19 protein-coding genes and 1 tRNA gene are annotated in these 22,838 nt (G+C 61.2%); 15 read left to right on the forward strand and 5 right to left on the reverse strand.

All coding sequences use genetic code 11. The features are described 5' to 3' along the window. Nucleotides 1-8: 8 nt before the first annotated feature. Nucleotides 9-902 (reverse strand): phosphoserine phosphatase SerB, encoded by an 894-nt coding sequence (gene serB, locus AC1RKJ_RS19560; protein ID WP_492792571.1) that lies wholly within the window; start codon nucleotides 900-902, stop codon nucleotides 9-11. A gap of 9 nt (nucleotides 903-911) precedes the next feature. Between serB and miaA the strand changes: the two genes are divergently transcribed. The 8 genes from miaA (at nucleotide 912) to AC1RKJ_RS19600 (ending at nucleotide 10,914) form a co-directional block, all read left to right on the forward strand. Further along, the gene (gene miaA / locus AC1RKJ_RS19565; protein ID WP_492792572.1) at nucleotides 912-1,901 is read left to right on the forward strand and encodes a tRNA (adenosine(37)-N6)-dimethylallyltransferase MiaA; all 990 of its coding nucleotides are present in this window, start codon (nucleotides 912-914) and stop codon (nucleotides 1,899-1,901) included. Nucleotides 1,902-2,135: 234 nt separating this feature from the next. After that, the gene (locus AC1RKJ_RS19570; RefSeq protein WP_492792573.1) at nucleotides 2,136-3,914 is read left to right on the forward strand and encodes an acetolactate synthase 3 large subunit; all 1,779 of its coding nucleotides are present in this window, start codon (nucleotides 2,136-2,138) and stop codon (nucleotides 3,912-3,914) included. A 17-nt stretch (nucleotides 3,915-3,931) separates the two neighbouring features. Beyond that, the gene (gene ilvN, locus AC1RKJ_RS19575; protein WP_492792806.1) at nucleotides 3,932-4,474 is read left to right on the forward strand and encodes an acetolactate synthase small subunit; all 543 of its coding nucleotides are present in this window, start codon (nucleotides 3,932-3,934) and stop codon (nucleotides 4,472-4,474) included. Between the two features lie 18 nt (nucleotides 4,475-4,492). Continuing rightward, nucleotides 4,493-5,365, forward strand: a complete 873-nt coding sequence (locus AC1RKJ_RS19580; RefSeq protein WP_492792574.1) for an EamA family transporter — start codon at nucleotides 4,493-4,495, stop codon at nucleotides 5,363-5,365. A gap of 5 nt (nucleotides 5,366-5,370) precedes the next feature. After that, nucleotides 5,371-5,976, forward strand: coding sequence for a LysE family translocator (locus tag AC1RKJ_RS19585; RefSeq protein WP_492792575.1), 606 nt, complete (start codon nucleotides 5,371-5,373; stop codon nucleotides 5,974-5,976). A 155-nt stretch (nucleotides 5,977-6,131) separates the two neighbouring features. Next, nucleotides 6,132-7,151 (forward strand): ketol-acid reductoisomerase, encoded by a 1,020-nt coding sequence (gene ilvC / locus AC1RKJ_RS19590; RefSeq protein WP_492792576.1) that lies wholly within the window; start codon nucleotides 6,132-6,134, stop codon nucleotides 7,149-7,151. Nucleotides 7,152-7,442: 291 nt separating this feature from the next. Beyond that, complete coding sequence (locus tag AC1RKJ_RS19595) at nucleotides 7,443-9,164, forward strand: sulfatase-like hydrolase/transferase (protein ID WP_492792807.1); 1,722 nt, start codon at nucleotides 7,443-7,445, stop codon at nucleotides 9,162-9,164. 19 nt (nucleotides 9,165-9,183) lie between these two features. Continuing rightward, complete coding sequence (locus AC1RKJ_RS19600) at nucleotides 9,184-10,914, forward strand: LTA synthase family protein (protein WP_492792577.1); 1,731 nt, start codon at nucleotides 9,184-9,186, stop codon at nucleotides 10,912-10,914. Here AC1RKJ_RS19600 and AC1RKJ_RS19605 read toward each other — a convergent pair. Continuing rightward, on the reverse strand, nucleotides 10,911-12,473 hold the full coding sequence (locus AC1RKJ_RS19605; protein ID WP_492792578.1) for an ABC transporter permease/substrate-binding protein: 1,563 nt from the start codon (nucleotides 12,471-12,473) through the stop codon (nucleotides 10,911-10,913). The two genes, AC1RKJ_RS19600 and AC1RKJ_RS19605, sit on opposite strands and share 4 nt — an antisense overlap. Further along, nucleotides 12,470-13,255: an ATP-binding cassette domain-containing protein gene (locus tag AC1RKJ_RS19610; protein WP_492792808.1), complete on the reverse strand. Its 786-nt coding sequence runs from the start codon at nucleotides 13,253-13,255 to the stop codon at nucleotides 12,470-12,472. The genes AC1RKJ_RS19605 and AC1RKJ_RS19610 overlap by 4 nt, the downstream gene beginning before the upstream one ends. A gap of 104 nt (nucleotides 13,256-13,359) precedes the next feature. Here AC1RKJ_RS19610 and AC1RKJ_RS19615 point away from each other — a divergent pair, with 104 nt between their 5' ends. From AC1RKJ_RS19615 to AC1RKJ_RS19645, 7 genes are all read left to right on the forward strand, one after another. Beyond that, a complete protein-coding gene (locus AC1RKJ_RS19615) occupies nucleotides 13,360-14,310 on the forward strand; it encodes a polyphosphate kinase 2 family protein (protein ID WP_492792579.1) in 951 nt (316 codons plus the stop codon). A 380-nt stretch (nucleotides 14,311-14,690) separates the two neighbouring features. After that, nucleotides 14,691-16,253 (forward strand): 2-isopropylmalate synthase, encoded by a 1,563-nt coding sequence (locus tag AC1RKJ_RS19620; RefSeq protein ID WP_492792580.1) that lies wholly within the window; start codon nucleotides 14,691-14,693, stop codon nucleotides 16,251-16,253. 195 nt (nucleotides 16,254-16,448) lie between these two features. Further along, a complete protein-coding gene (locus AC1RKJ_RS19625) occupies nucleotides 16,449-17,450 on the forward strand; it encodes a TRAP transporter substrate-binding protein (protein WP_492792581.1) in 1,002 nt (333 codons plus the stop codon). A gap of 131 nt (nucleotides 17,451-17,581) precedes the next feature. After that, nucleotides 17,582-18,193, forward strand: coding sequence for a TRAP transporter small permease (locus AC1RKJ_RS19630; RefSeq protein ID WP_492792582.1), 612 nt, complete (start codon nucleotides 17,582-17,584; stop codon nucleotides 18,191-18,193). Then, nucleotides 18,190-19,518 carry a TRAP transporter large permease gene (locus tag AC1RKJ_RS19635; protein WP_492792583.1) on the forward strand — a complete coding sequence of 443 codons (1,329 nt, stop codon included), beginning with the start codon at nucleotides 18,190-18,192 and terminating at the stop codon, nucleotides 19,516-19,518. The genes AC1RKJ_RS19630 and AC1RKJ_RS19635 overlap by 4 nt, the downstream gene beginning before the upstream one ends. A gap of 102 nt (nucleotides 19,519-19,620) precedes the next feature. After that, a complete protein-coding gene (locus tag AC1RKJ_RS19640; protein WP_492792584.1) occupies nucleotides 19,621-20,223 on the forward strand; it encodes a Spy/CpxP family protein refolding chaperone in 603 nt (200 codons plus the stop codon). 176 nt (nucleotides 20,224-20,399) lie between these two features. Further along, a tRNA-Lys gene (locus AC1RKJ_RS19645) sits at nucleotides 20,400-20,475 on the forward strand. 85 nt (nucleotides 20,476-20,560) lie between these two features. Here the strand turns inward: AC1RKJ_RS19645 and AC1RKJ_RS19650 are convergent. Both AC1RKJ_RS19650 and AC1RKJ_RS19655 read right to left on the reverse strand, forming a co-directional pair. Beyond that, a complete protein-coding gene (locus AC1RKJ_RS19650; RefSeq protein ID WP_492792585.1) occupies nucleotides 20,561-21,265 on the reverse strand; it encodes a glutathione S-transferase N-terminal domain-containing protein in 705 nt (234 codons plus the stop codon). Further along, entirely contained in the window at nucleotides 21,262-22,773 is a 1,512-nt protein-coding gene (locus AC1RKJ_RS19655) for a class I adenylate-forming enzyme family protein (RefSeq protein WP_492792586.1), read from the reverse strand. Before AC1RKJ_RS19655 ends, AC1RKJ_RS19650 begins: the two co-directional genes overlap by 4 nt. Between the last annotated feature and the right edge of the window lie 65 nt (nucleotides 22,774-22,838).

Raw genomic sequence — 22,838 nt, forward strand, 5'->3', positions numbered from 1 at the left:
CTGAATGCTTAGTCCGCCGCAAACTCGCTGCGCTTGTAACCTTGTGCGTACAGCAAAGCCGTGAGATCGCCGTGGTCGATCCGCGCGCCGGCAGCCGCGGCGACCGCGGGCTTGGCGTGATAGGCGACGCCAAGGCCAGCCTTTTCGATCATGCCGAGATCGTTGGCGCCGTCGCCCACCACCAGCGTGTCCAGATTGTCGAGGTCGAACGATTCACGAAGATCGTACAGCGTCGCGAGTTTCGTCTCGCGCCCTAAAATCGGCTCGGTGACTTCTCCCGTCAGCTTGCCGTCGTTCACGAGCAATTCGTTGGCGCGGTTTTCCTGAAACCCGATCATCTCGGCGACGGCTTTCGTAAACAGCGTGAAACCGCCGGACACCAGACAGGTATAGGCGCCGTGCGCGCGCATGGTGCGGACCAGCGCGACCGCGCCCGGCGTCAGTGTGATGCGGGTCTTGAGAACCTCGTCGACCACCGTGACCGGCAAACCCTTCAGCAGCGCCACGCGTTCGCGCAATGCAGGCTCGAACTCGATCTCGCCGCGCATGGCGCGTTCGGTGATCGCGGACACGTGCGCCTTGAGACCGGCGAAATCGGCCAGTTCGTCGATGCACTCCTGGCCGATCATGGTGGAGTCCATGTCAGCCAGAAGCAGCTTCTTGCGCCGGTCGATCTGCGGCTGCACCACCACATCGACGCGCACGCCGTTCATGGCTTCGCGCAGGCGATCAGAAATTGTGCGAATGTCATCGTTGCTGCTAAACCGGATGTCGGCGGCGACGCCTTCGGACAGCCAGTCGCCGTGCTCGGGCGAGGGCAGCGCGGAACGCGCAGCGTCGATCGCGGTCGAGTCGAGTTCGGATTCGGCGGGATTGCAGATCAGCGTGGCGACAAGAGACATGACGGCTCGATGTTGAAAGATGGCGTGAAGGACAACGGCGGCACCAAGGCCGTGCTTATCGCAGGGCCAACGGCCAGCGGCAAGTCGGCGTTGGCGCTCGCTCTTGCGGAAGTGACCGGCGGCGTCGTGATCAACACCGATTCCATGCAGGTTTATCGCGACCTGCGGGTGCTCACGGCGCGCCCCACACCCGACGAGGAAACACGCGTGCCACACCGGCTGTATGGATACTGCGACGCTGCCGTGAACTGCTCGGCTGGCTCGTGGATTGCCGATGCGGCGGCTGTTCTCGCGGAGACGCGGGCCGCGAACCGGCTGCCGATCTTCACCGGCGGCACGGGTCTCTACTTCAAGGCGCTGACACGCGGACTGTCGGCGGTGCCGCCGATTCCGCAAGCGGTGCGTGACGAGGTTCGTGCGCGCATGGACCGTGACGGTGTCGAGGCGCTGCATGCGGAACTGGCGCGGCGCGACCCGATCTCGGGTGCAAAGCTGAAGCCGCGCGACAGCACACGCGTGGCGCGCGCATTGGAGGTGATCGAGGCGACGGGACGCGCGCTTCCGGACTGGCACAATGAGGGCCTGCCGCCGTTGCTCGCGCCCGAGGGCGTCAAGGCGCTGTTTCTCGCACCGGATCGCAAGGAGCTTTACGCGCGCATCGATACGCGATTTTCAGCGATGCTGGAGCAAGGCGCGCTGGACGAGGTCGCCGCACTCGCGGCGCGCAAGCTCGATCCAATGTTGCCGGCGATGAAGGCCCACGGCGTGCCGGCGCTGACCCGGCATCTGGCCGGCGAGATCACGCTGGAGCAGGCCGCCGATATCGGCCGCGCCGACACCCGCCACTACGCCAAGCGGCAGTTCACCTGGTTCAGGCACCAGTTGCCGGAATTCGAGTGGATGCTGGTTGGGGCGGCCTGGTCGTGGCTCTCCCATGCACTTTCGCTCTCGCCGAACATCCCGGAACCGGCTAGTCTGAAACCCTCGGCGCGGGCTTGACTTTCGGCTGTCTGGCCGTATAACCCGCGCAACCTTTGGAAATCTGTAGACGATCATGCGCAATAAAGTTACCGACCTTCTTATTATCGTCGTACCCTGGCGCACCGCCGGGGGTAGCTGACGGCTACCCACGACAAGGCGGTGTGCGAAGGGTCCCTCTCGGACCCTTTTTTGTTTCCGAACTCGACCAACACTTCGATTAGATCGCGCGCAAAAAGCGCCCCGGAGCGAACCATGAGTGACAGCAAGAAACACGACCCCAACCAGATGACCGGCGCGGCGATGATCGTGCGCGCGCTTGCCGATCATGGGGTTAAGCACCTTTTCGGCTATCCGGGCGGCGCGGTGCTTCCGATCTATGACGAGATTTTCCAGCAGAGCGAAGTCGAGCACATCCTGGTGCGTCATGAGCAGGGCGCGGGTCATGCTGCAGAAGGCTATGCGCGCTCCACCGGCAAGCCGGGCGTCGTGCTGGTCACATCGGGACCAGGCGCGACCAACATGGTGACGCCGCTGACCGACGCGCTGATGGATTCGATTCCGCTGGTCTGCATCACCGGGCAGGTGCCGACGCACCTGATCGGCAACGACGCCTTCCAGGAATGCGACACCGTCGGCATCACACGGCCCTGCACCAAGCACAACTGGCTGGTGCGCGACGTCAACGATCTGGCGAAGGTGCTGCACGAGGCATTCTATGTCGCGACCACGGGCCGTCCCGGTCCTGTGGTGGTGGACGTGCCGAAAGACGTGCAGTTCGCGGTGGGCACCTATCATCCGCCGCGCAAGTCCGACGTGCATATTTCCTACGCGCCGCGCGTGAAGGGCGACGCCGTCCAGATCCGCAAGGCGGTCGCGCTGCTCGCGTCGGCCAAGCGTCCGGTGATCTATTCCGGTGGCGGCGTGATCAACTCGGGTGCCGAGGCTTCCAAGCTGCTGCGCGAACTGGTCGAGGTCACGGGTTTCCCGATCACATCGACCTTGATGGGACTCGGCGCCTATCCCGCGTCGGGCAAAAGCTGGCTCGGCATGTTGGGCATGCACGGCACCTACGAAGCCAACATGGCCATGCACGATTGCGATGTGATGCTCTGTGTCGGCGCGCGCTTCGACGACCGCATCACCGGCCGCACCGATGCGTTCTCGCCGAACTCGAAGAAGATCCATATCGACATCGACCCGTCGTCGATCAACAAGAACATCCGCGTCGACGTGCCTATCATCGGTGACGTCGCCAACGTGCTGGGCGACATCCTCACGGTGTTCAAGGCGGAAGCGAAGAAGCCGAAGATCGACCCGTGGTGGTTCGAGATCGGTCGCTGGCGCGCGCGCAACTCGCTGGCCTTCAAGAAGAATAACGACGTCATCCTGCCGCAATACGCGATCCAGCGTCTGTTCGAACTGACGAAGAAGCACGACACCTACATCACGACCGAAGTCGGTCAGCATCAGATGTGGGCCGCGCAGTTCTTCGGCTTCGAGCAGCCGCATCGCTGGATGACCTCCGGCGGCCTCGGCACGATGGGTTATGGCCTTCCGGCGGCGCTCGGCGTGCAGGTGGCGCATCCGGACAGCCTCGTCATCGACATCGCGGGCGACGCCTCGGTGCAGATGACCATGCAGGAAATGTCGACGGCGGTTCAGTACGAACTGCCGATCAAGATCTTCATCCTGAACAACCAGTACATGGGCATGGTGCGCCAGTGGCAGCAACTGCTGCACGGCAATCGCTTGTCGCATTCCTATTCCGAGGCGCTGCCGGATTTCGTCAAGCTCGCTGAAGCCTATGGTGGCGTCGGGATTCAGGTGATGAAGCCGGGCGATCTCGACGGGGCGATCAACGAGATGATCAAGGTCAAGAAACCGGTGCTGTTCGATTGCCGCGTCGCCGCGCTCGAAAACTGCTTCCCGATGATTCCGTCGGGCAAGGCGCATAACGAGATGCTGTTGCCCGCGGAAGCCAATGACGAAACGACCGCCGCGGCCTTCGCCGGCGGCAAGGCGCTGGTGTGATCATGGACACAAAAACAATGGAACAGCCTGCATCCGCCTACTTCATGGAAGATCGTCACGATCCGAACGAGACGCACACTTTGTCGGTTCTCGTGCAAAACGAGCCTGGCGTGCTCGCGCGCGTGATCGGGCTGTTTTCCGGCCGTGGCTACAATATCGACAGTCTCACGGTGTCCGAGACAGAACACGCCAAGCACATGTCGCGCATCACCATCGTCACCACCGGTACGCCGATGGTGATTCAACAGATCAAGCATCAGCTCGACCGCATGATCCCGGTCTATCGCGTGGTCGATATGACCACGATGGGCCGCTCGATCGAGCGCGAGCTTGCGATGGTCAAAGTGAAAAGAAGCAGCGACCCGCATGTCGAGGCATTGCGTCTTGCGGAGGCGTTTCGCGCCCGCGTGATCGACGCGACGACGGAAAGCTTCGTGTTCGAGATCACCGGTGGAACGGCCAAGATCGATCAGTTCATTGCGCTGATGGTGCCGCTCGGGCTCATCGAGGTGTCGCGCACCGGCGTTGCCGCCATCGGGCGCGGACCGGATGTCATGTAATTGCGTGCATCCTGATCCATGAAACCGATCGATATTGTGCTGGCCGTCGCGGTGGCCGTGATCTGGGGGATTGGCTTCGTGCTGACCCGGGTTGCGGTCGATGAGATGTCGTCGATATTGTTTACGACGCTGCGCTTTGCCATCACGGCGCTGCCGTGCCTTTTTCTTCCGCGCCCGAAATTGTCGTGGAGGCTTGTGGTAGCGATCAGCTGGATGCTGGTCGCGCAGTTCTTGACGCAGACTTACGCGATAGCTCATGGCGTGCCCGCCGGGTTAACTGCCGTGATCGTGCAAAGCCAAGCCCTGTTCACAGTCGCTTTCGCGGCTCTGTTTTTGCGTGAGTTGCCGACGCGCGCTCAGGTGCTGGGCATTGCGATTGCCACGTGCGGATTGCTGTTGATCTGTTTTACGGTCGGTTACGATTTCAGCGTCCTGGCCTTCGCAGTATTGATGGCTGCGCCGGTCTGCTTTGCCGTGTCCAACCTGCTGCTCCGCCGCGCGCAAGATGTATCGATGCTGAATCTGTTTGCATGGATCGGTCTTTTTGCGATGGTGCCGTTGTTGCCATTGTTGCTGACGATCGACGGTGCCAGCGTGACATGGCATTCGCTGACGCATCTCTCGTTCAAGGTTGTAGCCAGCGTATTGGCGTTAGCGCTGCTCGGAACCACGCTTGGCTACTGGATCTGGGGACGCTTGCTGGGGAACTACTCCGCCGCGCAGGTGGTGCCGTTCGCGCTGCTGGTGCCTTTTTTCGGCGCCGGTGCATCGAGTCTCGTATTTGGCGAGACCTTTGGCCCTTTGCGCTTGACCGGCATGATCGTCGTCGTGATGGGGATTGCCGTCATGCTGTTCTCGCGTCGTCCGCCCCCGCTTGTTGAAGTGGCCTGAACGCCATGATCTCCCAGCAACTCGCCATCGCGTTTATTGCCTTCGCCGCCGCGACGCTGTTCACGCCGGGGCCGAACAACGTCATGCTGATGGCGTCGGGGTTGAATTACGGGTTCCGTCGCACATTGCCGCATGTCGCGGGCGTCACCATCGGGTTTTCGTTTCTGGTCGCGGTGATCGGGCTCGGGCTCGGAGCCGTTTTCGCGGCTTATCCGATTTTGCACACCATCCTGAAATACGCCGGCGCGGCTTACCTAATCTACCTCGCCTTCGTGATTGCGATGTCTGGTCCTGAAAACACCGATGGCAGCGGCGAGGGGAGGCCGATGACGTTCCTCGGCGCGGCGTTGTTCCAGTGGGTCAACGTCAAGGGCTGGGTGATCGCCGTCGGCGCTGTAACGGCCTACGCCGCCATCGCCGCATATCCGCTGAACATCGCGACGCTCTCGATCCTGCTGTTCGTGATCGGGCTGGGCTCGTCGCTGACCTGGGTGCTGCTCGGCACCTCGCTGCAGTCGCTGGTGAAGTCGCCGCGCGCGGTCCGTATCTTCAACATCGTCATGGCCCTGCTTCTGCTGGCCTCGCTTTACCCCGTTCTGAAGGAGCCTTGACCTCATTGCACTGCAGAAATGGCCGTCCCGGACTTGTCTCGCAGCGCCAGCCGCCCTACACAACGGCGGCAATTCATCCGGGCCTTAGCGGCCTGATCCATCCGAAAAATGCATGAACATGGCCAATTGTGGCCGCCGAATAGGAGATAAAAGCCATGCGTGTTTACTACGATCGCGACGCCGACCTGAACCTGATCAAGGGCAAGAAGGTGGTCATCATCGGTTACGGCAGCCAGGGCCATGCCCACGCGCTGAACCTGAAGGACTCCGGCGTCAAGGACGTCGCGATCGCGCTCCGCAAGGGCTCCGCGACCGCCAAGAAAGCCGAAGCCGCCGGCTTTAAGGTGATGGAAGTCGCCGAGGCCGCGAAGTGGGCCGACGTCATGATGATGCTGACGCCTGACGAATTGCAGGGCGACATCTACCGCGAGCACCTGCACGACAACATGAAGCAGGGCGCGGCGCTGCTGTTCGCGCACGGCCTCAACGTGCATTTCAACCTGATCGATCCGCGTGCCGATCTCGACGTTCTGATGGTCGCGCCGAAGGGTCCGGGCCACACCGTGCGCTCGGAATATCAGCGCGGCGGCGGCGTGCCCTGCCTGATCGCGATCAGCAAGGACTCGTCCGGCAATGCGCATGATCTCGGCCTGTCCTATGCCTCGGCGATCGGCGGCGGTCGTGCCGGCATCATCGAGACGACCTTCAAGGAAGAGTGCGAGACCGATCTGTTCGGCGAGCAGGCCGTTCTTTGCGGCGGCACCGTCGAATTGATCCGCGCTGGCTACGAGACGCTGGTCGAAGCCGGTTACGCGCCGGAGATGGCTTACTTCGAGTGCCTGCACGAACTGAAGCTGATCGTCGATCTGATCTATGAAGGCGGCATCGCCAACATGAATTACTCGATCTCCAACACCGCCGAATACGGCGAGTATGTCACCGGCCCTCGCATCATCACGGCAGAGACCAAGGCGGAGATGAAGCGCGTGCTGGCCGACATTCAGTCCGGCAAGTTCACCCGCGACTGGATGCTCGAGAACAAGGTCAACCAGGCTTCCTTCAAGGCCACCCGCGCGCGCGCCAATGCGCACGACATCGAGGAAGTGGGCGCCAAGCTCCGCGACATGATGCCGTGGATCAAGAAGGGCGCATTGGTCGACAAGACCAAGAACTGAGTTTGCTTCCTTCCTTGGCGGGAGGACGAGCATTCGTTAACGGGACCGCATCCGCGGTCCCGTTTTTCGTTGCAGCGCGCCAAACGGATCAGCCCTTCCAGTGCAGAACCCCGGCTTAACGCCCGCTGAACAGACGAAGCCAAACCCCTGCGGCTAAAGATCAAGTTGCGCGGGTATGACGGTTACATTACGATTTTGTGACACGTTGCGGTTTCCGGCCGCGCGTTTTGCCTCCTGGCCGCCGCCAGCCAAGGCGTCAGGACAGTGCCGGGTGTAGTTCGCGTCAAGGCAATGTTGCCCCCGCCGACATCAGTGCCGCCTACGCTGCCCCCCGCCAAGACGGTCGCGGGCGCTCTTGCACCTGTCAGATACTGGCAGCTTCTCGCGGTGGCTATGCCGCATCTCGCAGCTCTCGGTCTGCTGCTGCAAACCGAAACCGATTTCGGCTCGCGCCTTGTCTTCCTGTTGTGCTGGGCCGTGCTGAACTTTTCCTGGATTGTCGTCTTGCGGCGGCCCGCGCTGTCCGGCGCGCTGTCGCTGACGCTGATCGTCGTGCTCATTCTGCTGTCGCGTCTCAAGCACGACATCGTGCAGATGACCGTGAACTTCGTCGATCTCATGATGATCGATCGCGACAGCATCGCGTTCCTGTTCACGATTTTTCCGAACCTGCGCTGGTCGGCGGTGTTCAGCGCGCTGCTGATCGTTCCGCTGATGGTGGCGCTCTGGCGACTCGACCCGTTTCGCATCCGCCGGCTTCCGGCCGCCGCCGCTGCGCTCGCATGTGTCGCCGGACTTGCCGGCTTCTCGCTGGCGTGGCCGCAGGAGGACTGGCGCGGATACTACGCCGACAATTACATCTCGAAGTTCGCGCGCTCCGGCGTGATCGCGATTTCTGATTTTGCCAATGACGGCTTCATGGAATCGGACGCGGCAACCGTCGAGCGCCTCAAGCTGCCGCTCGAGGAAGCTTGCCATCCGGCAGGGCGCCGTCCGCACATCATCATGATCCACGATGAGTCAAGCTACGACATCCGCTCGGCGTCGCAGATCAAAGTGCCTGCGGGCTACGGCAGCCAGTTCGTCTCTGGCGACGGCAAGGTGCGGAAGTTTCTCGCCGAAAGCAACGGCGGCTCAAGCTGGCTGACCGAATACAATGTTCTCACCGGTCTTTCGTCGCGCTCGTTCGGCAGATTCTCCTATTTCGTCACGCGAATTGCAGCTGGCCGCGTTGAGCGGGGCTTGCCGCTTGCGCTGCGCCGCTGCGGCTACAGCACCGTTTCGCTCTATCCGGCTTATGGCGCGTTCATGAGCGCGCGGAGTTTCCAGACCACCACCGGCATTCAGAAATTCTACGATGCGCGCGATCTCGGTGCGAAGGGCCTCGAACCTGATGGCTTCTTCTACGACAACGCAGTCCGGCTTCTGTCGCAGGAAAAGCAGGGCACGCCGGTCTTCATGTACGTCTATCTCGGCGCCAATCACTTCCCGTGGGCGTCCACCTTCCGCCCGGAGCGGACGCCGGCGTGGCGCAGTCTCGGCAACGAACCGAAGATCGACGAATATCTGCGCCGCCAGACCATGAGCGCGCAGGATTACAATGCGTTCGTCGCCAAGCTGAAGAAACAATTTCCAACCGAGCCCTTCCTGATCGTGCGTTACGGCGATCATCAGCCCGAGTTCTCGTCCCTGATCATTGAACCGAACCTGACCGAGGCCGACATCGCCAAGCGGCTGATGGTCTACGATCCGCGCTACTACGCGACCTACTACGCTATCGACTCGGTCAATTTCAAACCGGTCGGTAGCCCGACGGCGATGGAGACCATCGATGCGGCCTATCTGCCGCTGGTCATTCAGGACGCTGCGGGTATTCCGCTCGACCCGTCGTTCGAGGAGCAGAAGAAGATCATGCTCCGCTGCAAGGGGGTGTTTTATTCGTGCAAGGACGGCGCGGAGGCAAGGCGGTTCAATCGCCTGCTGATTGACGCCGGGTTCGTCAAGAACCTCTAGCCAAGGCGGATTCAGCATCATGTCAGCCACCACGACATCGATCCGCAACCGGGGCAAGCTTCTGTTGAAGCGGCTTGGCGACGGCGGGTGGCTCCGGCGTGCGCGTGTTGCGCTGATCGCCGCCATACATCTTGCTGCGGTCGTGATTCTGGCGTCGGTCGAATATGGCCCGTTCGCGAACACGGTGGCGCTGCTGACATGGGTGCTGCTGAATTGCCTGTGGCTGGCCGTGTTGCGCCGGCCGGGCATCAGCGCGGCGCTGTCGTTGGCGCTGGTGGCGATTTTGATCGCGCTCTCGCAATTCAAGTACGGGATCATGCAGCTTACGCTGACGTTCCTCGATTTTCTGATCGTCGACCGTGATACGGTTTCGTTCCTGCATTCCATCTTCCCGCAACTCAAGACGCAATCCATCGTGCTTGCCGCGATCGCCGCGCCGGTAATGTGGCTGATCTGGCGGGCGGACCCGTTCCGGATTCGCCGTGCGGTGTCGCTTGCGGGTGCAGCCGTTTGCGTGTTGCTGATCACGGGACTTTCGGTGGCGAATCCCGAGCAGCCGTGGGAGCCTTTCCAGGGCGTCAACCACATCTCCAACCTCGCGCGGTCCGGCGTGGTGTCGGTGTCGCACCTGACATCGACCGGCTGGATCGAAGCCGATCCTCCGAATCTGATCGGGTCCGCGCAGGCTTCGCCGCTCGCGGAATGTGCGCCGGGCGCCAAGCGGCCGAACATTGTCATGGTGCTCGACGAGTCGAGCTTCGACATCAGTGCTGCGCCGGGCATCAAGGTGCCGGAGGGGTATCGCGATTTCTTCAAGTCGGCGGACGGGCAGCAGCGGTCGTTTATTACGGAATCCAGCGGCGGGCCGACCTGGTACACCGAGTTCAACGTCCTGACGGGGTTGTCGGCGCGGTCATTCGGCAAACTCAAGTTTTACGTGACGCGGATCGCGGCGGGAAAGATTTCGCGTGGACTACCGCAGGCATTGGAGCGGTGCGGCTACAGGACGTTCTCGCTGTACCCGACCTATGGAAACTTTCTCAGCGCGCGTGATTTTCAGAAATCCGCAGGCGTCGGCAAATTCATCGACATGGCCGACATGGGTGTCAGCGAGGATATGCAGCCTGACAAGTTCTATTTTGACAAGGCATTGCAGTTGATCGCAAAGGAGCGGAAGTCCGAACAGCCGATGTTCGTGTTCGTGTATCTGACGGCCAACCATTTTCCGTGGACGTCGAGCTACCGGGCTGACCTTACGCCGGCCGGTTGGACTGCGCCGGGCAACACCGCCGAAGTCGACGAATATATCCGCCGTCAGGCGATGACCGCTTCGGACTATTCAGACTTTGTCGCGCGGCTGAAGGCCGTTCATCCCGGCGAGCCGTTCCTGCTGGTGCGGTTCGGCGACCATCAGCCGGCCATTTCGCAGAAACTGCTGGAGCCGAAATTGCCGCAGGCTCTGCTGGCGGACCGGCTGATGCGGCACGATCCGCGCTATTACAAAACCTACTATGCAATCGATGCGCTCAACTACAAGCCCGACATGTCGTCGGCGTTGGAGACGCTGGATGCCGCGTATCTGCCGCTTGCGATTCAGGAAGCCGCGCGAATTCCGCTCGACCCGACATTCATCGAGCAGAAGAAGATCATGCTGCGTTGCCGGGGCTTGTTCTATTCGTGCCGGGAGGGCGCGGAAGCGAAGCGGTTCAATCGCCTGCTGATGGATGCCGGGTTCGTAAAAAACCTCTAACGCTTTCTGATTTCGTCCCACAACCATCGTGCGACTGCATCCGGTGAACTGGCGCTGTCGCCGCCGGCCGCGCGCAGGTTGGCCGCTCGCATCGCGGCAATGTCAATACGGCCGAGCAGCGGCTGCAACGCCTTGCGCAGCTTTGCGTCATCGGCTCGTTTGGGCGAGGCGAGGACGATGGCGTCGTAAGGCGGGATCGCGGATTTTGGATCGCCCAGCACGATGAGGTCATACTTCGCGATCAAACCGTCGCTGGTGTAGCCCGCGATCACATCGACCTCGCCGGAAGCCACGGCCGCATACATGAAATCCGGCTGCATTTGCCGCTGCTGGCGAAACGTCAGATTGTAGCTTTGGCGCAGCGCCGCCCATTCCGGCCGGGAGAAAAACTCATAGTCGCCGGCAATCGAGAGTGACGATGCGCGCGGGGCAAGATCGGCAATGGTCTTGACGCCGAGTTCTTCGGCGCGCTTGCGCGGCATCACCAGCGCATAGGCGTTCTCGAACCCGAGTTCGCCGAGCAGCGCGATGCCGTATTTGTCGTTGAGGGTGGCGGTCAGATCGTTCAGCAGTTCCTTGCGCGGTTTGACGTCGATGCGTTTGAACTGGTTGGCCCACAGGGTTCCGGAATAGTCCGCATAAACGTCGATGTCGCCGGAGGCGAGCGCCTCGAAGATCACGTTGGAGCCGAGCCCTTCGCGGGGACTGGCCGATAATCCTGCTGCTTGCAGTCGCTGGGCGATCAGCGACGAGAGGATGTATTGCTCGGTGAACGTCTTTGCGCCGACGACGTAGCTTGTTTTCGCGCGGGCCAGCGACGGCATCAGCGTCACGCCGATCAGCGCGACAATGCCGAGGAATCCCAGCACGACGCGTACTCGGCTGTGCAACCGCACGCCGGTTTCGATCAACGCCAGTAGTTGATCGACGGCCAGCGCCAGCGCCGCCGCCGCGGCGCAGCCGAACAGCACGAACACCCAGTTCTGCGTTTGCAATCCCGCGAAGATGTAATTGCCCAAACTGGTCTGGCCGATGGGAGTGGAGAGGGTGGCGGTGCCGATTACCCAGACCGCCGCCGTCCTGATACCAGCCATGATGACCGGCAGCGCCAGCGGCAGTTCGACCATTGTCAGTGACTGGCGTGGCGTCATGCCGACGCCTTCGGCTGCTTCCATGATCGCGGGATCGATGCCCTGCAAGCCGGTGATGGTGTTCCGCAGCACCGGCAACATGCTGTAGAGCGCGAGCGCCAGCACCGACGGCAGGAAGCCGAAGGCCGAGAAGCCATGCCCGAACCACTGCAATGACACGGCAGCCAGCGCCAGCAGGAGAGGATAGAACAGCGCCAGCAGCGCGAGACCCGGAACGGTCTGCACGACGCTGGCGATGCCGAGCACGATGTCGCGCGTTAAAGGTTGCCGTCGTACGATCAGCGCCAGCGGAAAACTGATGGCGAGGCCGAGCGCCAGCGCAGCGAGGCTGACGCGAACATGATTGCCGAGATAATCCGGCAGCCGTGTCAGCGCGTCGCTCCAGCGCGGGTCGGACAACAGCGTCATGGTCCACTCTTCGGCAACAGCTCCTGCAACCGTGCCGCCTGACGACGCGGCGTGTTGAGCAGTTCGCCGACATAGGCGTCGGCGCTCTTCGACAATTCTTGCGCGGTGCCTTGTGCGACAAGCCGCCCCTCACGCATCACCGCGACACGATCCGCGAGCAGCAATGCTTCCGCCATGTCGTGGGTGATCATGACGGTGGTCAGTTCAAGGTTGTGATGAAGCGCGCGATAGTCCTCGCCGAGCGCATCGCGGGTGAGGGGATCGAGTGCGCCGAACGGCTCGTCCATCAGGACGATTTTCGGTTTCGCCGCTAATGCGCGCGCCACGCCGACACGCTGGCGCTGACCGCCGGACAATTCATGCGGGAAACGATCGCGATGACTACGTTCCAGCCGCACCAGATCGATCAACTCGTCAACGCGCGCGGAAATCTCCTGCGCCGGCGTGCCCAACAGGCGAGGGGTGATGCCGATATTGCCGGCGACGGTCATGTGCGGAAACAGTCCGCCGCTCTGGAACACGTAGCCGATGCTCCGGCGCAACGCGATCGGGTCGACCCCGCTCACGTCGTCGCCCTGCACGCGCACCGCGCCGCTGTCGGGGACGATTAGATGGTTTGCCAATCTCAGCAGCGTGGTCTTGCCGGAGCCCGAGCCGCCGACCACCGCCAGGAATTCGCCCGCGGCGACCGTGAGCGACACACCGTCCAGCGCCCTGGGGCGGCCATGCTCGAAACTCTTGCCGACGTTCTCATAAGCAATGGCGGGGGCGGCATCATTCATGGCGTCATGATGGCCCATCGGCGGGAACCTGTCGACGGTTCGCCACTGGCGGACATGTTCGCTGCCGTGTAGCTTCCACGCGATCAATCGGAGTATCCTGCATCATGGCGAAGAACGACAAGGCCTCACAACCGCGCGCCAGGCAGTTGAAGTCCTATGTGGACCCCTTCCGTATCGATGGTTCGGGCGAGTTTCATCTCAAGTCGTACAAGCCTGCGGAGAAGGGCGATCTCGACAAGGACGCAGCTCACAAGATCATCGACGCCAATCGCGGGCGGATTCGGGAATTGCAGGAGAAGCTCTACGCCCACGACCGCTGGTCGGTGCTGCTGATCTTTCAGGGCATGGACGCATCCGGGAAGGACAGCGCTGTCGAACACGTGATGTCGGGCATCAATCCGCAGGGCTGTCAGGTCTTTTCGTTCAAGCAGCCGTCATCGAAGGAACTCGATCACGATTTCATGTGGCGCACATCGAAGTGTCTCCCCGAGCGCGGCCGCATCGGCATCTTCAACCGGTCCTATTATGAAGAATTGCTGGTGGTGCGCGTTCATCCGGAGATTTTAGCCAAGCAAAGGATTCCGCCCGAACTGGTCACCAAGAACATCTGGCGCGAACGCTTCGAGGATATTTCCGCATTCGAGAAGTATATCGCGCGCAATGGCACGCTGGTTCTGAAGTTCTTTCTCAACGTCTCGAAAGAAGAACAGCGCAAGCGGTTTCTCGATCGCCTCGAGGAGCCAGCGAAGAACTGGAAATTCTCGCTGGCCGATGTCGCCGAGCGCAAGCTGTGGGACAAGTACCAGGCGGCTTATCAGGATCTGATCCGCAACACTTCGGCAAAGCACGCGCCGTGGATTGTCGTGCCTGCGGACCACAAATGGTTTGCGCGCGTGGTGATCAGTTCAGCCATCGTGAGCGCGATGGAGAAGCTCGATCTGCACTTTCCAGAGGTGGACAAGAGCGCCGCCGGCGAATTGAAAAAGGTCCAGGCGGCGCTGGAGGGCGAGGGGCGACAAGCGGTCCCGGCGAGCAAGAAGGGTAGCAAGACGTGAGGGATACAGGGCCAAGCCGCTAAAAAGGACAGGTCTCCTGACCAATCTTTGGCGTTGCAGGGCTTCGTATTTCTCGTCTAGAACGGCCTGACGAGGCGCTTTCGGCAACCATCCGTCAACGGTTTGGGCCGATGATTCAGCTTCTCAGGGACTGAAATGATGATTCGCGGCGGCATTCAGGGACAGCAGGGAACGGCGGCGCAAGCTGCTGGCTTCATTGCGATTCCGGCTGCGCCGATTTCGTCCCTTCTTGGCGGGCTCCTGCTTCTTATCTGCCCCTGAGAGCCGTCTGGGCATTTGCGCCTGGGCACTCAGGGGTTCGAAGACAGCACCGAAACCCGAGCGCCTGACATGGCGCATTTGACCGAAGGATTATCCCGATGACCACCCAGCCCCAGTCCGCCAAGGACCGCGTCGTCATATTCGACACCACCTTGCGCGACGGCGAGCAATGCCCCGGCGCCACCATGACATTCGAGGAAAAGCTCGAAGTCGCAGCGTTGCTCGATACCATGGGCGTCGATATCATTGAGGCCGGCTTTCCGATCGCCTCCGACGGCGACTTCGAGGCGGTTCGCGAGATCGCCAAGCGCACCAAGAATGCGGTGGTTTGCGGCTTGTCGCGCGCGGCCCATAAAGACATCGACCGTTGCGCGGAGGCCATCCGGCCTGCGAAGCGCGGGCGCATTCATACGTTCCTGTCCACCTCGCCGGTGCACATGAAATACAAGCTCCAGATGGAGCCGGACGCAGTGCATGATCTGGTGATCTCGCAGGTCACCCGTGCGCGTAATCACACCGATGATGTTGAGTGGTCTTCGGAAGACGGCACCCGCACCGAGTTCGATTTCCTGTGCCGCTGCGTGGAATCGGCAATCAAGGCCGGCGCCACCACGATCAATATTCCCGACACCGTCGGCTACAGCGTGCCCGAGGAATATTACGACCTGTTCAAGCGCGTGCGCGAGAACGTGCCGAATGCCGACAAGGCCGTGTTCTCGGTGCATTGCCACAACGATCTCGGCATGGCCGTCGCCAATTCACTGGCCGGTGTGCGCGCGGGTGCGCGGCAGATCGAATGCACCATCAACGGCATCGGCGAGCGGGCGGGCAACGCCGCGCTCGAGGAAGTCGTGATGGCGATGAAGGTCCGTAACGACAAGTTGCCGTACTGGAACAACATCGACACTACGATGCTGACGCGCGCATCGAAGGCGGTTGCCGCGGCGACGTCGTTCCCTGTGCAGTACAACAAGGCCATCGTCGGGCGAAACGCCTTCGCGCATGAGAGCGGCATCCATCAGGACGGTATGCTCAAGAACGCACAGACCTACGAGATCATGCTGCCGGAAACTGTCGGCGTGAAGCAGACCTCGCTGGTGATGGGCAAGCATTCCGGCCGCCATGCCTTCATCCACAAGCTGGAGGAGATGGGCTACAAGCTGGCGCAGAACCAGCTGGAAGACGCATTCGTGCGCTTCAAGGCGCTCGCCGACCGCAAGAAGGACATCTATGACGAAGACATCGAGGCGCTGGTCGATCAGGAGATCGCCCACTCGCACGACCGGATTCATCTGGTGTCGCTGACGGTGATCGCCGGCACGCATGGTCCGCAGCGCGCGACCATGAAGCTCGACATCGACGGTCAGATCAAGATCGAGGAAGCTGAAGGCAACGGCCCGGTGGACGCCACGTTCAACTGTATCAAGTCGCTGGTGCCGAACGAGGCCAAGCTGGAGCTCTATCAGGTGCATGCTGTCACCGCGGGTACTGACGCGCAGGCCGAAGTTTCGGTGCGGCTGTCGCAGGATGGCCGCTCGGTCACGGCACGCGCAGCGGACCCGGATACCTTGGTGGCCTCCGCCAAGGCCTATCTCAGCGCGTTGAACAAGATCGTCATGAAGAAGCAGCGCGACATGCCGATCGCCGCTGCCGGGCACTGATCGCCTCTCAAATATCGCAATCCGATAAACGCGGTGCATTTTCGATGCACCGCGTTTTGCGTTGCAGCAACAGCGTGCAACACCCCTGCTAAGGGGCAATGGTCTTGACCGCGTCCGTCTGCAATGATCCGGTCTTGTCCGGACTTCGGAGCCGTTACACCAATGACGGTTCCCAACAATCCCTCGGGAGGTACCATGAAAAAAATCATTCTGGCAGCTGCGTCGATTGCGGCTCTCGCGCTGGTCGGGCCGGCTTCGGCCCAAGCCCCGATCATCATCAAGTTCAGCCACGTCGTTGCGCCCAATACCCCGAAGGGTCAGGGCGCCGAGAAGTTCAAGGAACTCGCCGAAAAATACACCAACGGCAAGGTGAAGGTTGAGGTCTATCCGAACTCGCAGCTCTACAAGGACAAGGAAGAAGTCGAAGCGCTTCAGCTCGGCGCGGTGCAGATGCTGGCGCCGTCGCTCGCCAAATTCGGCCCGCTCGGCGTCAAGGAATTCGAAGTCTTCGACTTGCCTTACATCCTGCCGGACAAGGCGGCGCTCGGCCGTATCACCAAGGGTCCGATCGGCAAAAGTCTTCTCGCCAAGCTGGAGCCCAAGGGCATCACCGGGCTCGCCTACTGGGATAACGGCTTCAAGATCATGACGGCCAACAAGCCGATGCATAAGGTCGCCGACTTCCAGGGCATGAAGATGCGCATTCAGTCATCCAAGGTGCTGGAAGCTGAGATGCGTGCGCTCGGCGCCATTCCGCAGGTGTTGGCATTCTCCGAAGTCTATCAGGCGATGCAGACCGGCGTCGTTGACGGCAACGAGAACACGCCGTCGAACGTCTATACCCAGAAAATGCATGAAGTTCAGAAGCACGCCACGATCTCGAATCACGGCTACATCGGCTATGCGGTGATCGTGAACAAGAAGTTCTGGGATGGTTTGCCCGCAGACGTGAAGCCCCAGGTCGAAAAGGCCATGGCGGAGGCGACCGAGTTCTCCAACGACATCTCGCAGAAGGAAAACGATGACGCGCTGGCCGCGATGAAGAAGGCCGGCACGACCACGTTCTACGAGTTGACGCCTGCGGAACGTGCGGAATGGATGAAGGCCCTTGAGCCCGTCACGAATGACATGGCCTCGCGGGTCGGCAAGGATCTGATCGCCGCGTTCCAGAAGGAAGCCAACGCCAAGACCAACTGACGAGATTGGTCAGCAGGGATTGAAGAGTGGTCCGGGATCGCCCGGGCCACTTTTGTCTGGTAGGGTGAAGCGGGGCATCAGTTGAATATCGAAACGCGCAAAGACGCGGCCGCTGCGGGTGGGGGGCTCACTTGAAGTTATTTTTTCGCGTCCTCGACCGCCTCGAGGAAACCCTGATTGCCACGCTGATCGCGGCGGCAACGGTGGTGATTTTCGCGGCTGTTGCGCATCGCTACACGACGGATTTCGTGGTCAATCATCGCACCTGGCCCGGAGCGCCGCAGATTTACGCGTTCCTTGCCAGCATTCACCTGTCCTGGGCGCAGGAGCTATGCATCTACATGTTCGTGTGGATGGCGAAGTTCGGCGCGGCCTATGGGGTGCGGACCGGCATTCACGTCGGCGTGGACGTTCTGGTGTTGGCGCTCAGCCCGAAATGGCGCAAGGGAACAATCCTGTTCGGTCTGCTGTGCGGCGCGCTGTTTACCGGAATCATCGGCACCATGGGCGCTAGCTTTGTCATTGGGCTTTCGGCCACCGATCAGACATCGCCTGACCTCGAGCTGCCGAGCTGGATCGTCTATCTCTGCATTCCGCTCGGGTCGTATCTGATGTGCTTCCGTTTTCTTCAAGTTGCCTACGCCTATTGGAAGAGCGGAGAGCTTCCGCATCATGATCATTCGCATGTCGAAGGCATCGATGTCAGCGAAGCGGTCGGGCCGACGCCGGAGGGCGTCCGATGACAACCGCAATTATCTTCGCTTTGCTCATTGCTCTTATGCTGACCGGCATGCCGATCTCGATCGCGCTCGGTCTTACGGTTCTGACGTTCCTCTTCTTTCTGACCAACGTGCCGATTGAAGCGGTGGCGTTGAAGCTGTTCACCGGCATCGAGAATTTCGAGATCATGGCGATCCCGTTCTTCATCCTTGCGGGAAATTTCCTGACCCATGGCGGCGTCGCCAAACGCATGATCAATTTTGCGACCTCGATGGTCGGGCATTGGTACGGCGGCCTTGGTCTGGCCGGTGTGATGGCTTGCGCGTTGTTCGCGGCAATCTCCGGGTCTTCTCCGGCAACGGTGATCGCAATTGGTTCGATTCTGATGCCTGCGATGGTCGCACAGGGGTTTCCCAAGCGTTTCGGTGCGGGCGTCATCACGACCTCGGGTGCGCTCGGCATCCTGATTCCACCGTCTATTGTGATGGTGATTTATTCCGTGGCGACGGGAGGCAGCGTCGCATTTGGGCCGGGTGGCGAGCGCGTGACATCGGCGTCCGTCGGTCAGTTGTTCATGGCAGGCGTGATTCCCGGCATCATGTTGGCCTCGCTGCTTGGTCTGACCACCGTCTATCGGGCGTGGAAATATGACTACCCGCGGTTACCCCGCGCGACATGGGCTCAGCGGATAAAGGCATTCCGCGAATGCATCTGGGGACTGCTGCTGATCGTGATCGTTCTTGGCGGCATTTACGCAGGCTTGTTCACGCCGACCGAAGCCGCCGCCATGAGCGCGGTCTATGCGTTCGTCATCGCAGTGTTCGTCTACAAGGACCTCACGTTCCGCGATGTGCCCCGCGTGCTGCTCGGCTCCGCCAACATGAGCGCGATGATCCTCTACATCATCACCAACGCGGTGTTGTTCTCGTTCCTGATGACCAGCGAGCAGATCCCGCAGCAGCTTACGGCCTGGATGCTGGATAAGGGGGTCAACTGGATCACGTTCCTGATCTTCGTCAACATCCTGCTTCTGGTTGCTGGAAACGTGATGGAAGCAAGCTCGATCGTGCTGATCACTGCGCCGATCCTGTTTCCGATCGCTGTGAAGCTTGGCATCCATCCGGTGCATCTCGGCATCCTGATGGTGGTTAACATGGAAGTCGGCATGTGCCATCCGCCGGTGGGGCTAAATCTCTACGTCGCCTCGGGCATTGCGAAGATGGGCATTACGGAACTCACCATCGCGGTGTGGCCATGGCTGCTGACCATGCTGGGATTCCTGGTCGTCGTGACATTCGTGCCGGAGATATCGCTGTGGCTGCCGCGGACGCTGGGGATGCTGCGTTAGCCGGCCTGCATTAATGGGCGTTCACCTAGGTGTCGAAAGCTTAAGTTGAAACCGCGGCACCGGCTGTCATCTTCGGGGAAGTTTCACCCCGGAGATGCTCCCATGAAGAAAGCCATTCTTGTCGGCGTTGCGGCAGTCGCGATCATCGGCTCCACTGCCGTCTACGCGCAGCATCGCCATCATCATCACCGCATGAGCACGGAAGACCGGGCGGCGTTCGTCGACGCGAAGATCGCTGCCGTGAAGGCCGGCCTGCAACTGACGCCAGATCAGGAAAAGATGTGGCCGCCGGTCGAGGCGGCGGTGCGCGATTTCGCCAAGCAGCGCATCGCGCTTGCCAATGCGCGCGCCAGCGCGCGGGATGCACGCCGCGCTGAAGGGGATCAGCGGGGCTCCCAGGATCGTGCGCCCGGCGAGCAAGGCGCGGCAGATCAGACGACCCGCGATCCGGTGGCGCGCCTGCGCGACCGGGCGGATCGGATGGCGGCAACTGCCACCAGCCTGAAGCAGATCGCGGATGCGGCCGATCCGCTCTACAAGAGCCTCAACGATGGTCAGAAGCGGCGGCTGTCGGTGCTGACCCGGATGGGTGGGCGCCATGGCTGGCGCGAACACGGCTTTGAGCGGGGCTTTGACGGCGACCGATTCGAACGGGATCGCGGTCCGGGCCGTGAGCGCGGTGAGGGGCGCTCCGAGCGCCTTTAAAACGCGCCGCGAGGTCCTTCGAGATGCAGAAACCGCCGGATTTACGGCGGTTTTTCGCGCCCGGAACCGCTCCAGGCCGGTTCTGTTGGAGGCCGGGAAAACCCGCCAGCATTGCTGGACATGGCGGGTTCGCTTTGCTAAACGACGCCGTCCTCAACGGACATCCGGTTGGATCCGGGCGCATAGCTCAGTTGGTAGAGCAGCTGACTCTTAATCAGCGGGTCCCAGGTTCGAGCCCTGGTGCGCCCACCATTTAAATCAGACACCTCGCTGATTTGACAAACCGAAAGCCGCTGCGGTTTGCAGAACGGTTGGAAGCTTTGGCCGCAGTTCGAGTTTATGATCGCGGCTTCGGCGTGCTTCCCGCAAACAGGTGCTCTCGCGCCTCAGCGCTCAGAGAGGCAGCCGTTTCCGATCTGAATTCGGCGAGAACGGCACGCTCGCGGGCAACCGCCGGGCGCTTGTTGATCGCATCCAGCCAGCGCGCGACGTTTGGAAATTCGCTGATCGCGATGCCCTGTATCTTCCAGGCCCGAATCCACGGCCAGGTTGCGATGTCCGCAATGCTGTAGTCGTCATGTCCAAGGTAGGGGCTCTCTGCGAGCCTGCGATCGAGGACGCCGTAAAGCCGTTTGGCCTCGCTCGCAAAGCGAGCCTGTGCATAGGGCACTTCTTCTTGAGCGTAGTGCAGGAAGTGTTGCGCCTGACCCAGCATCGGCCCGAGGCTTGAGATCTGAAATTGCAGCCATTGAATCGTGCGCCAGCGGTCGCCGGCGTGAGAAGGCAGCAATTTGCCCGTCTTCTCTGCGAGATAGAGAAGGATCGCGCCCGTCTCAAACAAGGTTATCGGGCCGCTATCCGGCCCATCGTGATCGACAATCGCTGGTATTTTGTTGTTCGGACTGATCGCCAGAAAACCGGGCGCGAACTGTTCGCCTTTTCCGATGTTGACCGGAATCGCACGGAAGGGCAGGCCGGTCTCCTCAAGCATCAAGGAAACCTTGCGCCCGTTCGGCGTCAGCCATGTGTAGAGGTCGATCATTTCAATGCCGCTGCGCGTTTTGCGAGTTCGCCCTTCATGATTTTCCGGGTCGGCGTCATCGGCATTTCGTCGATCAATTCGAGCCGCTCCGGCCATTTAAGCTTTGCGACATCGCGGCTTCCGAGCCAGCTGCAAAGCTCGTCGAGACGCAAACCGGTCTTTGCGTCCTTTAAAACCACAAAGCAGCAAGCCCGCTCGCCGAGTACCGCGTCCGGAGCTGGAACGATGGCGCAGACGGCGACGGCGGGATGAAGGGCAATCAATGCCTCCACATCCGCAGGGTTGAACTTCACGCCCCCACGATTAATCACATCCTTGGTGCGGCCGGTGATCTGCAGGTTCTTCGCTTCGTCCATGCGCGCGAGATCGCCCGTCCGGAACCAGCCGTCCTGTGTGAAAGCAGCCGAAGTGGCTTCAACGTTGTTGAGATAGCCCTCGAACACCGAACGTCCGCGCACCTGAAGTTCGCCTTCGGTGTTTGGCGGGAGGGGCACGTCATCAAGGGCGACGCGGAGATCAGTGCCCGGGCTTGGGCGGCCCGCACTGGTAAAACGAACCGCCGGATGATCGCCGGGACGCGTGAATGAACCGGCCTGAAGCTCGCTCATGCCCCACAGCTGAAGCACCTCGCCGTTTCGCATCAGGGTTTGAAGCGTTTGTGCGAGTTCGGGCGGGCAAAACGAGCCGGAGATCAGAACGAACCGGAGCGATGCAAGACGCTCCGCTGAAAGCAGGCCTTCATTGAGGCAAGCCGCCATATGCGCTGGTGCAACAAACAAGCCGGTCGGCCGATATTGATCGATAGCTTCCGCAAGCTGCGCCGGTGAATATGCCGGCAGCAACGCTGTGGTCGCGCCGGCGGCGAAGGCGAGATTGAGCGAGAACAGGCCGTAAAGGTGCGTGAAGGGTGCTGCGGACAACAGGACCGAATTTTCGCTGATGCCAAGTTCGATGGCTGAAAGCGCGGCGTTGGGCAGAAACTTGTTGTAAGCGACCGGCACGCCTTTGGGGGCCGACGTCGTGCCCGAGGTGTAGAGCAGCTGGAACAGATCGGTCGCGACAGGGCGTCCGAAGTCTTTAGCGTTTGGAAGCGTCGCCGCGTCAGGGAAGGCGTGCGTGTCAGCAATAGGTTCGTCGCCAACGACGATCACATGCTGAAGCGAGGGCAGTGTCGAGCGCCGCGACAGCACGAATCCCGCAGGCGAAAAATCCTTCACCCTGCCGAGGCAGACAATTGCCTTCGCTTTGCTGTGCAAGAGCAGCGGCTCGATTTCCCCCGCGCGATACGGCATGTGGACGGTCTGAAAGATCGCGCCGACGTAGCCGGCGGCGAGGAAGGTCAGGACAAACTCGACGTCATTTGGCAGCTGCGCTGCGATGACATCGCCACGCCTCAACCCGAGATTGTTGAAGATGTTCGCAAGGGTCATTGCTCGCTGATGGAGCGTTGTGAAGTCGATCGGGCCGGAGCGTGTCAGAAGCGCCGCCGCGTGCGGCGTGTCAGTCACTCTTCTTTCGACCCAGTCGCGCAATGTCGCTTCATCAAGCGCAGGTTGCGGTGCAGGGCCCGAAG

The sequence above is a fragment of the Afipia sp. GW822-FHT04G07 genome (assembly GCF_058800765.1).

Bases quoted from the DNA above. Each gene is read 5' to 3' on its own strand.
- serB (WP_492792571.1), bottom strand. From the start codon at position 902: ATGTCTCTTGTCGCCACGCTGATCTGCAATCCCGCCGAATCCGAACTC.
- miaA (WP_492792572.1), top strand. From the start codon at position 912: ATGTTGAAAGATGGCGTGAAGGACAACGGCGGCACCAAGGCCGTGCTT.
- AC1RKJ_RS19570 (WP_492792573.1), top strand. From the start codon at position 2,136: ATGAGTGACAGCAAGAAACACGACCCCAACCAGATGACCGGCGCGGCG.
- ilvN (WP_492792806.1), top strand. From the start codon at position 3,932: ATGGAACAGCCTGCATCCGCCTACTTCATGGAAGATCGTCACGATCCG.
- AC1RKJ_RS19580 (WP_492792574.1), top strand. From the start codon at position 4,493: ATGAAACCGATCGATATTGTGCTGGCCGTCGCGGTGGCCGTGATCTGG.
- AC1RKJ_RS19585 (WP_492792575.1), top strand. From the start codon at position 5,371: ATGATCTCCCAGCAACTCGCCATCGCGTTTATTGCCTTCGCCGCCGCG.
- ilvC (WP_492792576.1), top strand. From the start codon at position 6,132: ATGCGTGTTTACTACGATCGCGACGCCGACCTGAACCTGATCAAGGGC.
- AC1RKJ_RS19595 (WP_492792807.1), top strand. From the start codon at position 7,443: ATGTTGCCCCCGCCGACATCAGTGCCGCCTACGCTGCCCCCCGCCAAG.
- AC1RKJ_RS19600 (WP_492792577.1), top strand. From the start codon at position 9,184: ATGTCAGCCACCACGACATCGATCCGCAACCGGGGCAAGCTTCTGTTG.
- AC1RKJ_RS19605 (WP_492792578.1), bottom strand. From the start codon at position 12,473: ATGACGCTGTTGTCCGACCCGCGCTGGAGCGACGCGCTGACACGGCTG.
- AC1RKJ_RS19610 (WP_492792808.1), bottom strand. From the start codon at position 13,255: ATGAATGATGCCGCCCCCGCCATTGCTTATGAGAACGTCGGCAAGAGT.
- AC1RKJ_RS19615 (WP_492792579.1), top strand. From the start codon at position 13,360: ATGGCGAAGAACGACAAGGCCTCACAACCGCGCGCCAGGCAGTTGAAG.
- AC1RKJ_RS19620 (WP_492792580.1), top strand. From the start codon at position 14,691: ATGACCACCCAGCCCCAGTCCGCCAAGGACCGCGTCGTCATATTCGAC.
- AC1RKJ_RS19625 (WP_492792581.1), top strand. From the start codon at position 16,449: ATGAAAAAAATCATTCTGGCAGCTGCGTCGATTGCGGCTCTCGCGCTG.
- AC1RKJ_RS19635 (WP_492792583.1), top strand. From the start codon at position 18,190: ATGACAACCGCAATTATCTTCGCTTTGCTCATTGCTCTTATGCTGACC.
- AC1RKJ_RS19640 (WP_492792584.1), top strand. From the start codon at position 19,621: ATGAAGAAAGCCATTCTTGTCGGCGTTGCGGCAGTCGCGATCATCGGC.
- AC1RKJ_RS19650 (WP_492792585.1), bottom strand. From the start codon at position 21,265: ATGATCGACCTCTACACATGGCTGACGCCGAACGGGCGCAAGGTTTCC.